The 13,194-nt window shown below is 34.4% G+C and carries 12 protein-coding genes, 1 pseudogene and 1 other annotated feature; of the genes and pseudogenes, 10 read left to right on the top strand and 3 right to left on the bottom strand.

The features are described 5' to 3' along the window. The first annotated feature begins 94 nt into the window (after positions 1-94). From HYQ40_02535 to HYQ40_02495, 9 genes and pseudogenes are all read left to right on the top strand, one after another. Positions 95-919, top strand: a complete 825-nt coding sequence (locus HYQ40_02535) for a transporter substrate-binding domain-containing protein (protein MBZ6526637.1) — start codon at positions 95-97, stop codon at positions 917-919. Positions 920-958: 39 nt separating this feature from the next. Further along, on the top strand, positions 959-1,762 hold the full coding sequence (locus HYQ40_02530) for a transporter substrate-binding domain-containing protein (GenBank protein MBZ6526636.1): 804 nt from the start codon (positions 959-961) through the stop codon (positions 1,760-1,762). 138 nt (positions 1,763-1,900) lie between these two features. After that, positions 1,901-3,268, top strand: a complete 1,368-nt coding sequence (locus HYQ40_02525; GenBank protein ID MBZ6526635.1) for a Sapep family Mn(2+)-dependent dipeptidase — start codon at positions 1,901-1,903, stop codon at positions 3,266-3,268. A gap of 16 nt (positions 3,269-3,284) precedes the next feature. Next, the gene (locus HYQ40_02520) at positions 3,285-4,262 is read left to right on the top strand and encodes a membrane dipeptidase (protein MBZ6526634.1); all 978 of its coding nucleotides are present in this window, start codon (positions 3,285-3,287) and stop codon (positions 4,260-4,262) included. 9 nt (positions 4,263-4,271) lie between these two features. Then, complete coding sequence (locus HYQ40_02515; GenBank protein ID MBZ6526633.1) at positions 4,272-4,895, top strand: DUF1054 family protein; 624 nt, start codon at positions 4,272-4,274, stop codon at positions 4,893-4,895. A gap of 64 nt (positions 4,896-4,959) precedes the next feature. Then, positions 4,960-5,035, top strand: a sequence feature (ribosomal protein L21 leader region). 42 nt (positions 5,036-5,077) lie between these two features. Further along, a complete protein-coding gene (gene rplU, locus HYQ40_02510; GenBank protein MBZ6526632.1) occupies positions 5,078-5,386 on the top strand; it encodes a 50S ribosomal protein L21 in 309 nt (102 codons plus the stop codon). Between the two features lie 2 nt (positions 5,387-5,388). Then, positions 5,389-5,736, top strand: a complete 348-nt coding sequence (locus HYQ40_02505) for a ribosomal-processing cysteine protease Prp (GenBank protein MBZ6526631.1) — start codon at positions 5,389-5,391, stop codon at positions 5,734-5,736. 13 nt (positions 5,737-5,749) lie between these two features. Beyond that, positions 5,750-6,040: a 50S ribosomal protein L27 gene (gene rpmA, locus HYQ40_02500; GenBank protein MBZ6526630.1), complete on the top strand. Its 291-nt coding sequence runs from the start codon at positions 5,750-5,752 to the stop codon at positions 6,038-6,040. Positions 6,041-6,225: 185 nt separating this feature from the next. Next, positions 6,226-6,972, top strand: a pseudogene (locus tag HYQ40_02495) (methyltransferase domain-containing protein). Positions 6,973-7,094: 122 nt separating this feature from the next. Here HYQ40_02495 and HYQ40_02490 read toward each other — a convergent pair. The 3 genes from HYQ40_02490 to HYQ40_02480 all read right to left on the bottom strand — a co-directional run bounded on the left by HYQ40_02490 (position 7,095) and on the right by HYQ40_02480 (position 10,516). After that, positions 7,095-7,580, bottom strand: coding sequence for a DUF421 domain-containing protein (locus HYQ40_02490; GenBank protein ID MBZ6526629.1), 486 nt, complete (start codon positions 7,578-7,580; stop codon positions 7,095-7,097). A gap of 138 nt (positions 7,581-7,718) precedes the next feature. After that, complete coding sequence (locus HYQ40_02485) at positions 7,719-9,266, bottom strand: ABC-F family ATP-binding cassette domain-containing protein (protein MBZ6526628.1); 1,548 nt, start codon at positions 9,264-9,266, stop codon at positions 7,719-7,721. A 266-nt stretch (positions 9,267-9,532) separates the two neighbouring features. After that, the gene (locus tag HYQ40_02480) at positions 9,533-10,516 is read right to left on the bottom strand and encodes a hypothetical protein (protein MBZ6526627.1); all 984 of its coding nucleotides are present in this window, start codon (positions 10,514-10,516) and stop codon (positions 9,533-9,535) included. Positions 10,517-10,691: 175 nt separating this feature from the next. Between HYQ40_02480 and HYQ40_02475 the strand changes: the two genes are divergently transcribed. Then, on the top strand, positions 10,692-13,037 hold the full coding sequence (locus HYQ40_02475; GenBank protein MBZ6526626.1) for an ABC transporter ATP-binding protein/permease: 2,346 nt from the start codon (positions 10,692-10,694) through the stop codon (positions 13,035-13,037). The last annotated feature ends 157 nt before the right edge of the window (positions 13,038-13,194 follow it).

Below are 13,194 nucleotides of genomic sequence, written 5' to 3'. Positions count from 1 at the left end.
ACTAGGGACGGTTTTTTTGTATACTTTTGTATTCAGAATTTAGTTTTTAACAGTCAAATTGCAAAGTGAATTATATATAAAAGGAGAAATTAAAATGAAAAAAATGGTAAAAGTATTTCTAACATTCGTAATGGTATTGAGTTTATTTGCTTCTATGAGTCCAGTTCAAGCACAAAAAACATTAGCTGATATTCAGGAATCTGGTGAATTAGTTATGGGAACGAGTGCGGATTTCCCTCCATTCGAATGGGTAATCTTAGATGGTGGTGAAGCACAAATTGTGGGGATTGATGCAGATTTAGCTCAATTAATTGCCGACGAGATTGGTGTAGAACTTGTCATCGAAGATACATCGTTTGATGGATTAATCCCATCAGTAAGTTCTGGTCGTGTTGATGTTGTACTAGCAGGGGTAACTTATTCAGAAGAACGTGCTGAACAAGTTGATTTCTCAGAAGTTTACTATGAGACAAATAGTAAATTTGTCGTTCCAATCGGACAAGAAGGAGATTTCGAATCATTAGAAGACTTCGCCAATCTAAAAATTGGAGTTCAAAAAGGAACAATTCAAGAAAATTTATTAAAAGAATTATTACCGGATGCTGAGTTAGTATCAATGAACAAAAATGGTGATTTAATTGAAGCAATTAAAGCGAAGCGTGTAGATGCAGTATTAATGGATGGAATCGTAGTAGAAGAGTTTGTTAACTTAAACAGCGATGCAATTGTATTAATGGAAGATATCCAAGTTGAAGAAGAAAGCGAAGGATTCGCAATAGTAACAGCCAAAGATAACACTGAATTAATGGAAGTCATTAATAAAGTGATTGCAGATGTAAAAGAATCTGGACAAATGGAAGAGATTGTTACTAAAAATACTGAATTAAATGCTGAATCATCAGAAGCAGCAGCAGAATAGTAAAAAGTATATCGTTCGACGATACTAGGAGGTATAACTATGAAAAAATTAATTAAATATTTAACAATAATGTTGCTTGCAGCATCAATCGTATTCCCATTAACAAATGTGAATGCTCAAACTACACTCGAAAGTATTAAAGAAAAAGGGCAATTGGTCGTTGGAACGTCAGCTGATTACCCACCATTCGAATGGGTTTCCATTGAAGATGGTAAAGAAGAAATTATTGGAGCTGATATCGACTTAGCTCAAGAAATTGCTGATGAGTTGGGCGTTGAATTAGTCATTGAAAATATGGGCTTTGATGGTTTAATCCCTTCATTAATGACAAACCGCGTTGATATTCTAATTGCTGGAATGGGTTATACTGAGGACCGTGCAAATCAAGTTGATTTTTCAACACCTTATTATGAAACAACAGATTATTTTGTCGTTCGTGCTGAAGATGTAGATCAGTTTCAAGATGCTTCGGCTTTTGGTGAGAAACGTCTAGGAGCACAAAAAGCATCAATTCAAGAAGGGATTATTTCGAGTGAATTTCCAGATGCTGATTTAACTTCATTAGGCAAAAATAACGATTTAATCCAATCATTATTAACAAATCGTATCGATGCTGTGTTACTTGATGAGGTAGCTGCTGCTCAATTTATAAAACAAAATGAGGACAAATTAGTTCTTCTGGAATCATTCCCGTTCGTTGATGAAGAGGCTCAAACGGGTCAATCAGTTATTATCAACAAAGATAATGAAGACTTATTAGAAGTTATTGATGGAGTTATTGAAGAAATGGTTGAAAGCGGCGAGTATGAAGAGTTAATCGAAAAATACATTGAATTAATTTAATGTAAGATATACAAGGAACCGTTTGTAATACTACTTACGGTTCTTTTTTATAATAATAATTATGACTATGTTACACTAATATAGATAATAAATAATTTTTAAAATAAGGTATTATTTTATACAGGAGGATTTGAATAGATGGATTTATCAAAACAAATTAAACAATGGACAGAAGAAAATAATTCAATGATCATTGAAGGGATGGTTCAGTTACTGAAAATACCAACGGTTTTTGAACCCAAAACCGTTTCTGAAGAAGCGCCGTATGGTGCAGGAATAGCTAAGGGTCTAGCATGGATGAAAGAACGAGCTGATAAAGACGGCTTTGAAACATTTATTGATAAAGGGCAGTATTTAGTCATTGAACTTCCAGCAACGGAACCTACAGATCAACGTATTGATGTGGTAGGACATATGGATGTTGTATCTGTTGGGGCCGGATGGAATTACGATCCATTTGGTGCTGAGATAGTAGGAGATTTACTATACGCACGTGGAGCCCAAGATATGAAAGCATCAGTATGGCTTTCGTATATTTCTTTACTACTTATAAGAGATCTAGGATTGCATTTATCACATAATTTACGCATTGTAGTGGGAACTGATGAAGAAAGCTCTTTCGAAGATATTATTTATTATGTTGAACAGAATGGGTTGCCTAATTTTATGTTCACACCAGATGCATCATTCCAAGTGACACTTGGTGAAAAAGGAGATGCGGCATTCTCATTAGAGGGACCTGTTGCTTCAACGATTGTTGATACAATTGAGACTTTCAACTCGGAAAATGCCATTAATGATCGCGTAGATGTACAACTTAAAGATGATGCTTTAGAAAAAGTAAGCCAAGCTTTAGATAATATAACATTCAAGCATGCGTTAGTTGGTAATAGTTTAACAATTTACGGGAAATCGGCACATAGCTCAAAACCAGAGTTGGGTGAAAATGCGCTAGCACACTTATTTAAGTTGCTTGATGAAGAATTGAATGATGAATGGGCAGTAGCATTTAATGATGCGTTTAATGATTACAATGGCGCTGGGCTTGATTTAAAACCGCATTATGAACCTATGGGCTCACCAACTGTAAATCCATCGCAATGTCACTTAACAAATGGTCATATGCGATTAGTTGTGGACATCCGCTTTCCAAATCCTGTAACCAAAGATCAATTACAGGAGACACTTGAAAGTAAATTCCCAGAATTTTCAATTGGAAATCATTTCCATTTCCCACCAACGGAAGTATCCTTAGATAGTCCATATGTTAGTCAATTATTGGATGTATATGATTTATGGATAGGTGAGAATCAGCCAGCCTTTTATAGTGGAGGAATTACTTACGCAAAATTATTCCAAGGCGTTGGAGTAGCGTTTGGGACAACTTACCTGAATGATGGTATGGAAAACCGGGCTCATCAAGCTGATGAATATTTTAATTTGACAGCAATACCAACAATTGTAGGAGCACTTACAGATGCGATGGTTCGATTAAGTCAATTATAGAAAGAAGGAAGATTGAATGAAATTCATTGATTTACACGCAGATACACTAATGCATACTTCTTTGACAGGTGTAGATTCATTAATGCAAAACTCACAAACTCATCTCGATATTCAACGTTTAAGTCAGGGTGGTGCGATGGCACAATTTTTAGCTGTTTTTATGTTGAATGAAGCAATATTCAAAGGGTTAAATCGACCTGTGATAAGCGATAAAGAGTATATTGATGAATTATATCAACACTTACACAAAGGGCTTAAATCATACAGTAATAGCATTCAATTAGCGACAAACTATGAGACGCTAGCTAGTAATCAGATGGCAAATCGTATTTCAATCTTTTTGACATTAGAAGATGGTAGACCGATTGGTCAAGACTTGAATCGGTTGGAAGAACTATACGACATGGGCTTTAGATTGATGACACTAACGTGGAATCATGAAAATGCGATAGGGTATCCGAATAGTTTAGACAAAAATGATATGCGAAAAGGTTTAAAGAAATTTGGATTTGAAGTGGTGGAATTAATGAATAGTTTAGGCATGGTGATAGATGTATCGCATCTTTCCGACGGGGGCTTCTATGATGTAATCGAAACGTCAACAAAGCCAATTGTTGCGAGTCATTCTAATGCAAGATCAATTTCACCACATTCTCGTAACCTCACGGATGATATGATTAAAAAAATTGCTAATTCAGGTGGAGTAATTGGTTTGAACTTCTTTGGAAATCTTTTAAATAAAGACATCACACAGGATAAGTCTACTATTAAATCAATGATTGAGCATTTAAACCATATCCGTAATATTGGCGGGGCTGAAGTCATTTCGATAGGAACAGATTTTGATGGAATAAGTGGTGACTTAGAAATTAATGGACCAGATAAGATGAACCTTTTATTTGATTCTTTATGGCATGCTGGATGGGATTATGGAACGATTGAAAAGTTAGCTTATCAAAATGCCATGCGAGTTATTAAAGAAGTAATGAAGTAGGAGTAAATAATGGAAAGAAATTTTAATGAAGACATATTTAATATCTTTAATGTTGAAGGTTTAGATAACAGAATGAAATTAATTCGTTCAGATATACAACCTTTGTTTCGACATTATGGAAGTTTTATTTCGGAATATGTACAATCTAAACTTGGACTCAATGTACCTTTGCCTGTTCATGTGGCTAAACACATTCAACGCTCAGTCCACGAGCCAGAAGCTACTTGGTGTGCAATTGGGGGAGACAAGCGAGGTTATAAAAAATACCCCCATTTTCAAATTGGTATTAATGGCGAGTATCTTTTTATAACATTATCTTTTATTGATAATATCTTGTACCAAACGGAAATTGCTAAACTTTTCCAAGGAGAATTGGAGCTCTTCGATGAATTATCTAAAGATATAATGATTATTCCAGATCATACAAAGCTTAATTATTCTAGCATTGATGAAGTTGACTTGGAGAAGTTATTTAATCGATTAGAAACAGTTAAAAGTGCTGAGTTTATGATAGGAAGAGTCGAACCGAAACTAAACCATCAATTAGTAACGGAAGAAGCTTATAAAGAGTGGATGAGACGAACAGTTGACCAACTATTACCATTCTATCAAAAAGCGATGGAATTGTATTAATTTCATTGAAATATAGTTGACGCTCTACTTATAATTTGCTATGATATTACTGTTGTATTTGTGCACCCATCTGCAACCGCACATATTAAGTATTTAAGTGATGTTATCATCCACTTAACATGGCGAGTCTCGGTGTAGGGGTAAGAGATTACCCTGATAATATAAATATAGGAGGTGCTTGAATGTACGCAATTATTAAAACTGGCGGAAAACAAGTAAAAGTAGAAGTAGGACAAACTATCTTCATTGAGAAGTTGGACGTTAACGAAGGTGACAAAGTCACTTTTGACGAAGTTGTATTTGTAGGTGGAGAAGACACTAAAATTGGTGTTCCATTTGTAGAAGGTGCTACTGTTGAAGCGACTGTTGAAAAACAAGGTCGCGGTAAAAAAGTAACAATCTTCAAATACAGACGTCGTAAAGACTCTCATACTAAGCAAGGTCACCGTCAACCGTATACTAAAGTTACAATTGACTCAATCAACGCTTAATAATGATTAAAATTTCATTTTATCACGATACAAAAAAGCGAATCAAACAAATCTTAGTGACTGGACATGCAGGTTATGCAGATTCGGGTTATGATATTGTTTGTGCAGCTGTATCGAGCCAAGTGATTTCAGTTGAAAATTCACTTGTTCAATTATTGAACATTGAAGTTCAAACTGAAGTTAACGAAACTGAAGGAGGTTACTTAAAAGTAACGCTACCCTCAGATTTAAGTAAATCGGTGACTCATGATGCGCAGTTATTACTTCAACATTTGCACTTTGCATTTGAAGTACTTGCAGATAGTTATCCTGAATTTATTCATATATACGAAAAAGAATTCATATCATAGGAGGTGCATTGGAATGTTAAAACTTAATTTACAAATGTTCGCTACGAAAAAAGGTGGAGGTTCTACTCAAAACGGTCGTGACTCAATCGCGAAACGTTTAGGTGCGAAAGCATCTGACGGACAAACTGTTACAGGTGGATCAATCATTTTCCGCCAACGTGGTACTAAAATCCATCCAGGAAATAACGTAGGTCGCGGTGGGGACGATACATTATTCGCACTAGTTGACGGCGTTGTTAAATTCGAGCGTAAAGGGCATAGCAAGAAACAAGTTTCTGTTTACCCTGCAACGGTTGAAGCTTAATTTAGCCACATAAACGTTGGTGTAACAGCGTTTGAAGAAGATCTGCCGATTTATCGGCAGGTCTTTTTTTGTCTTCGCTTTGTGAGTGTTAACACCCACTGTATTATTATTGAAATCCAATAACTAATGTTACACTTATAGTGAACATTTACGATTAAAACAAATAATTATAGGAGGGGTTATCAATGAATTTAATGGATTATATCATTGATTTTCACGTCAGTGCCAAAAGACAAGGGCCGGGATCGACAGAAGATACACTCAAAGCGCTTGGATACTTACCTCAAATGACAGATAAAGCAACGATATTAGATATTGGAAGTGGAACGGGCGAGCAGACATTCACTTTAGCTGAGCATTCACCAGCAAATATTGTTGCCGTAGATATGTTATTGAATTTTTTAGATGAGTTAGTAACTAGACGTAATGTATTAGGTTTAGAGAATAGAATCAAAACTGTTGAAGCTGATATGGATAATTTAGACTTTCCAGAAGAATCATTTGATGTGATTTGGTCTGAGGGAGCAATTTATAATATTGGTTTCAAACGTGGCTTAACTGAATGGAGACGATACTTAAAGGATAACGGATATATTGTTGTATCAGAAATCTCGTGGACAACAGATGAGCGACCGGCTGAGATTGAATCGTATTGGATTGAAGCATATAGTGAAATAGATACAATGGAAGAGAAGTTAAAAGTCATTTGAAACTCTGGCTATGAGCCGATTACACATTTTGAACTATCTGAAGAGGCTTGGTTGGAAAACTATTACAATCCTATGGAAGAGCGGATAGAGTCTTTTTTACAAAAATACAATAATAGTGAAGATGTAAAAACATTTATAAATTTAGTGCATGAAGAGATTGAAGTATATAAACAATATCACGAATACTTTAATTATGTTTTTTATATTGCGAAAAAAATCTAAATATTAAATAAACTCGTAATCATGAATGGTTAACATAATCAAAAAATACGGTTATATTACAATAACGGAACCATTGGAAATGGCCTAAAAATAAGTATTATATACACAACGTTTATTCAAACTTATAAAATAATCTCGGAGGCTTTTTCAATAACTGAGAGTGTTCCGTCCGTTTCGAGTACAATAGCTGTTATATCTTCAATGGATGCAAAACCAGAATTTCGAACTGCTTGTTTGAGTTCGTCTAATGCAATTCGTTCCTTTTTCAGAGAATCATCAAAAAACTGGCCATTATAATAAAGTAAGGATGGTTTAGATTTAGTAATGTTCTTAAAATTTTTAAATCTGACGCTCAAAAAAGTGATAATAAATTGATAAAAAACTAAGGAAATAATTGCAGTAAGACCACTCATTAAACTGATAGACGAGTCTAAGATAATAGTAGCGAATATCGAACCAAGTGCAATGGTTATAACAAAATCAAAAGCATTCATTTTCGACAAAGTACGTTTACCTGATATTCTTAAAATAATTATTAAAGAAATAAAAAATAATAAAGAAACAAGACTAATTCTGATTACTTCAGATAGATTGATTAATGTAACCATAAAGTAAAACACCCTTCCAGTATAATTAGTTCATTAGCCTAATTATACCGGAAGGGTTAACGAGTTACAAAATTCTGAAATAGCGAAAAGTTTATAATAAAAAAGTGGCATTATTAGCTCATTTAATGAGGCTCGTTTTTATTCTACTTCATTAAATAAATCACTTCGATCAACAAATCCAGTTGGAGTCAACTCTATAATCCGACTACATACAGAACGTAAAAACCGACGGTCATGTGATACAGTTATTATTACACCAGGAAAGTCTTGAAAGACTTGTCTTAATTCACCTTGGGATGTGGGAGAGAAGTTCCTTGTGGGCTCATCTAGAAGCAATACATTTTGACCTTGTAAGTCAAATTTCAGTAATAATAGTTTAGCACGTTGTCCACCAGATAATGCGTTAATTGGATGCGCCATTTCTTCAGGAAGAAACTTCATGCTCCCTAAGTATGTCATAATCTGAGTTCTTTCATCTGTTGAGCCAATTTCAGTTAGAAAACTAATCGGTGTGTCTTCTGGTGAAAGAATTTCGTCATAGTTTTGAGGCATATATCCTACTTTAAACGTGTCGTTGTTAGCTAAGACTTTCCAAATTTTCTTTAAAAAGGTGCTTTTGCCAATTCCGTTTTGCCCGATAATTCCGATCTTATCAGTACCATTCACAGTTAATTCGATATTTTGAGCTAAGATAGTCTCGTCAATTTTTACCGATTCATTATAGATATGTATAATTTGCTTGCCTGTTGGAACTGGCTGAGTGTTAGTAAATCGAATATCAATGGCATCTTCTTTAATAGGAATATCTTCAAAGTGGTCTGCTTCTCGCTCAAAACGTGAGCCTGTTGATTTAACGGCTTGCATTTTCTTCGCAAGTAGGCGACCGGCAGAGGCATCTTTTGTTGCTCGAAGTTGGTGGGTCACACTTTGTTCAATGCGATGATGACGCGCCATCTTCTGATCATGTTCTTCACGTTGTTTTTGTGATACCTTCATTTGATGACTGAATTTTGCATTCTTTTGTTCGACATACTCAAGATAAGTCAGGTTAGCGAAAGTTGCAACTGGACGTTCTTTATGCTGCAATCTTTCAAGGTGCAACACGCTGGTAGCAGTTGATTCAAGCAAAGCTTCATCATGCGAGATGAAAATAATCGCTTGGTTCGACTCACGAATAAATTTCTCAAGCCAACTTAAAGTATCAATGTCTAAGTCATTTGATGGTTCATCTAATAGTAATAAATCAGAGCCTTCAATTAATAATTTAAGCAACTGAACCTTAATCCGTTCCCCACCCGATAATGACTTTAAAAGTTGGTCAGTATACAAGCGATCAATATCAAAAGCAAGTTGACTTCCGTATCGATATAATTCTGTATAATCTATTGTCGCAGGGTCTAATCCTGCAAAGAAGTAACTTTCAAGTGGTTTCTGTAAAGTTTCTTCTGGGAGAGTTTGAGGTAAATAGCCTACTTGATTAAAATGATTAATCATTTCTCCATTAATATCCAAATAACTATGAATTTGACTTAGTTCTAGAATATAGTGAAGTAGAGTAGACTTACCATTACCTTCTTGACCAATTATGGCAAGTTTATCACCAGAATTAACGACAAAGTTTACATCTTGCATTAATATAGACAAATCATAACGATGCCTAATGAATAAATTTTTTATTTGTAACATATATTTACACCTCGTATTCAAAAAAACGGCCGACTACAAATAATTGCAGCACGGCCGTTTTTAGGAAAGAGCATTATAATAGGGGGAATATACGCAAAGTATATTAAATAAACCCATTTATGCACAGTAAATATCTAAAAAAGACCGCAGAAAATACTCTTATAATAGAATATTTTCAATAAGCTGCTTTTTTAGATTGTTAACATGTGCACACCACCTTTAATTTATTAGCTAGAGTATATCATGAAGTATTCTGAAGTACAATTTTATTTATTTAATTTTTTAATTGTATATTGATTTTTAAACCGTTGATATTCAAAAATAAAGTATCCAATACCAAAAATCATTGCAACGCCAATCCCTAACCAATTATCTAGATTAAAAGCACTGACGAAACTAACAGATTCTCCAGTCTGAACTATTATTGAATCAAGTCGATATAGGTATTCTTCGATATTCATAAAAATATCGCTAAAACTATAACCAACAAGATTAGCTTCAGTAAATATTTCGGAGAGGATATAAGTATAGACGGCTCTATTTGTTAACAGCAAGATGGATATGAGTATGATAAGTATTCCAATGGCTCCTGTTATATTAATAGGCCCACCGAATTTCCGATAAAGATAAAATGCTACTATCACTCCGATAACAGCAGCAAACCAACCATAGTAACCAAAGTATAAAAGAATACCCCAGATAAGACCTCCAATGAGTGAGCCAATAAAAGCTCCGACTAAGCCAAAAATTAGGCTGTTTCCTTTAGCATTTTTATCTGTTTGAATTTTTTGAAATTCAGCATGCTTTTCTTCATAAGCAACACTCGATACGAATGCATATTCTCCTTCTAATTTCATGAGCTCAACCGTATTGTCATTAATACCAGTTAAGAAACAACCAGTTGTTACGTTTAATTGAACTAAATCATCTATTAATGGATCTATAATTTGTTGAATATGTTCTTTAAATTTTCCGGTTCTTGCATATGTATTAGCGTAAATCTCAATCGTATGATCTTTAATTGTGACATGTTTAACACGTTTAATGTCCAATAAATTTTCTTTCGATTGTTTTAGTTTATTAGAATCTACCGTCGCTCCAATTGTGATATACAAATCGCGCTTATACCTTGATTCTTCTATGGTTATAATAGTTAAATACCCATTAATAATGCCAGTATAAGTAGTTTTACCAAAATTCTTTTGTTTCTCTAAAGCGTAAACTTCTGTAAAAACACTAAATCTTCCCATATTAATTCCTCTTTTCTATGACTTCTATGAAGTTTACTTAATATAATATCATAGGTCAAAAAATTACTATAGAAGTTAGAAGAAATTAATGTAGAGTCAATAAATGAATGTTAAAGTAATTGATGGACATGATTTACATGAGAATTAATTTAAAATATATAAAGGACGTGTTAAAATGCTTGAGTTGAAAAATCTCAAAAAAATATATGAAGTTGGAGATACGGTCACGAAAGCTTTAGACGGTGTATCAGTTTCATTTCGTCAGAAAGAATTTGTAGCAATTCTTGGGCCAAGTGGTTCAGGAAAGACGACATTCTTAAACGTTGTAGGTGGTCTGGATCGTTATGACAGTGGGGACATGATTATTAATGGCCAATCAACTAAATTATTTAAAGATACAGATTGGGATGCCTATCGAAATAATTCAATCGGATTTGTATTCCAAAGCTACAACTTAATCAGTCACTTAGGAATTACTGATAACGTGGAATTGGGTATGACTTTGAGTGGTGTCTCTAAAGAAGAAAAAAGAAAAAAGGCAGAAGATGCGCTGATACGAGTTGGTTTAGGCGAACATTTAAATAAAAAGCCAAATCAATTATCAGGAGGACAGATGCAACGTGTTGCTATTGCCCGTGCATTAGCGAATGACCCCGATATTCTATTATGTGACGAGCCGACAGGTGCATTAGATTCAGATACTGGTGTTCAGATTATGGAACTAATTGAAGAGTTGTCACATGAAAAATTAGTTATTATGGTGACACATAATCCAGAATTAGCCGAAAATTATGCAAATCGCATCATCGAATTCAGTGATGGTCAGATTGTGAATGATTCAAATGCATATGACAATACTGTGGCTGCAGATAAATTAAATCTTAAACGAACTAAGATGAGTTACTTTACGGCACTGAGTTTGTCATTTAAAAATATTTGGACGAAAAAAGGTCGAACATTCTTAACAGCCTTTGCATCAAGTATTGGAATTATCGGTATAGCTATCGTACTTTCCTTATCTAATGGTTTCCAAAAGCAAATTGATCAAACACAAGCCGAAACTTTAGCACAGTTTCCTATAACGATTTCTCAGATAGCACAAGATACGTCAACTGAAAATCTTTCGGGTATGGAAAATACAGAAGTAACGTTTCCAGATACAAATGAAGTTATAGTAGACGTAGATGCAAGAGAAGCTTTACAGCACATTAATCCTATTGATGAAGATTTCATAGAGCATGTGGAAAACATTGACCCGGAACTCAGTCAACATATAAACTATGCACGAAGTACTAAACTTAACTTGATGCGTGAGATAGATGGCGAACCTCAAATGGTTCAATTCTCTAACGTAAATCCTGACAATCAAGCGACGGGTGAAATGATGAGTATGATGTCTAATATGACAGGAGTGGGAGTATCAACATTCCCACATAGTTTAGATGAAGACCAGAATACTTTCCTACAAGATAACTACGATGTTTTAGAAGGAAGTTATCCAGAAAATGAAAACGACGTTGTATTGATTGTGGATGGTCGCAATCAAGCTAATTTACATGGTTTAAACAATCTTGGTTTTGAAGTTTCAGAAGGTGACACAATACCGTTCGAAGATATAGTAGGAACGGAAGTATCTTTAATTTATAATGATGCTTATTTCCAAGAGTTACCAACGGGAAATTTTGTGCCTAATCAAGATTTAGAAGATGTTTATAATAATGAAAACAACGAAACTATTACGGTAACTGGTGTTCTTCGTATTAAAGAAGACTCGCCAATGGATTTATTGGCACCTGGTATAGCTTATAGTGATTTATTAGCTCAAAAAGTAGTGAGCCAAAACCAAGAATCAGAAATTGTTCAAGCTCAGGAAGAGTCAGATGTCAACGTAATGACAAATGAAACTTTAGAAGGTGATTCAAAAGATCAGTTTATGACTTACTTAGGCGCAAGCGAGATTCCGAATACGATAATGATTTATCCGAATAACTTTGAAGCAAAAGATCAAGTTTTAACTTACTTGGATGAATTTAATGAAGGAAAAGAGAGCGAAGATAAGATTATATATTCAGACTTAGCAGGAACAATGACTGAGTTGACGGGTGGCTTGATGGATGCAATCACGTATGTATTAATCGCATTCGCCGCAATCTCTCTAATCACAAGTATGATTATGATTAGTATAATTACTTACACATCTGTATTAGAAAGAACGAAAGAAATTGGAGTTCTAAAAGCCTTGGGTGCACGCAAGAAAGATATCACACGTGTATTTGATGCTGAAACATTAATTTTAGGAGTTTTCTCAGGTGTTATCGGAGTTGCTGTAGCATACTTAGCTACACTCCCAATTAACACAATTATTGAATCTTTAACTGGACTTACAAATGTAGCTCAATTAGATCCAATGCACGCAATGGCATTAATTATTATTAGTACGATATTAACGGTATTAGGTGGTCATATCCCAGCTAGAATGGCAGCACAGAAAGATGCTGCAATCGCGTTAAGAGCAGATTAAATAATTTGAAGATACGTCCTTTAATTAGGGCGTATTTTTTGTTGTATTATGGATTTGAGAAAGTTTCAAATCCAAATTCAGAGGTTTTATGGATTTGAGAAGATTTCAAATCCAAATTAAGGGGTTTTATGGATTTGAGAAAGTTTCAAATCAAATT

The sequence above is a fragment of the Aerococcaceae bacterium DSM 111021 genome (assembly GCA_020112395.1).
GTDB lineage: Bacteria > Bacillota > Bacilli > Lactobacillales > Aerococcaceae > Ruoffia.
The sequence above is the reverse complement of the archived record's forward strand: the minus strand, read 5'-3'. Positions and strand labels throughout refer to the sequence as shown.

Excerpts from the sequence above, each read along its gene's own strand:
- HYQ40_02480 (MBZ6526627.1), bottom strand. The coding sequence starts at position 10,516 with ATGGGAAGATTTAGTGTTTTTACAGAAGTTTACGCTTTAGAGAAACAA.
- HYQ40_02505 (MBZ6526631.1), top strand. The coding sequence starts at position 5,389 with ATGATTAAAATTTCATTTTATCACGATACAAAAAAGCGAATCAAACAA.
- rplU (MBZ6526632.1), top strand. The coding sequence starts at position 5,078 with ATGTACGCAATTATTAAAACTGGCGGAAAACAAGTAAAAGTAGAAGTA.
- HYQ40_02535 (MBZ6526637.1), top strand. The coding sequence starts at position 95 with ATGAAAAAAATGGTAAAAGTATTTCTAACATTCGTAATGGTATTGAGT.
- HYQ40_02525 (MBZ6526635.1), top strand. The coding sequence starts at position 1,901 with ATGGATTTATCAAAACAAATTAAACAATGGACAGAAGAAAATAATTCA.
- HYQ40_02520 (MBZ6526634.1), top strand. The coding sequence starts at position 3,285 with ATGAAATTCATTGATTTACACGCAGATACACTAATGCATACTTCTTTG.
- HYQ40_02485 (MBZ6526628.1), bottom strand. The coding sequence starts at position 9,266 with ATGTTACAAATAAAAAATTTATTCATTAGGCATCGTTATGATTTGTCT.
- HYQ40_02530 (MBZ6526636.1), top strand. The coding sequence starts at position 959 with ATGAAAAAATTAATTAAATATTTAACAATAATGTTGCTTGCAGCATCA.
- HYQ40_02515 (MBZ6526633.1), top strand. The coding sequence starts at position 4,272 with ATGGAAAGAAATTTTAATGAAGACATATTTAATATCTTTAATGTTGAA.
- HYQ40_02490 (MBZ6526629.1), bottom strand. The coding sequence starts at position 7,580 with ATGGTTACATTAATCAATCTATCTGAAGTAATCAGAATTAGTCTTGTT.
- HYQ40_02475 (MBZ6526626.1), top strand. The coding sequence starts at position 10,692 with ATGCTTGAGTTGAAAAATCTCAAAAAAATATATGAAGTTGGAGATACG.
- rpmA (MBZ6526630.1), top strand. The coding sequence starts at position 5,750 with ATGTTAAAACTTAATTTACAAATGTTCGCTACGAAAAAAGGTGGAGGT.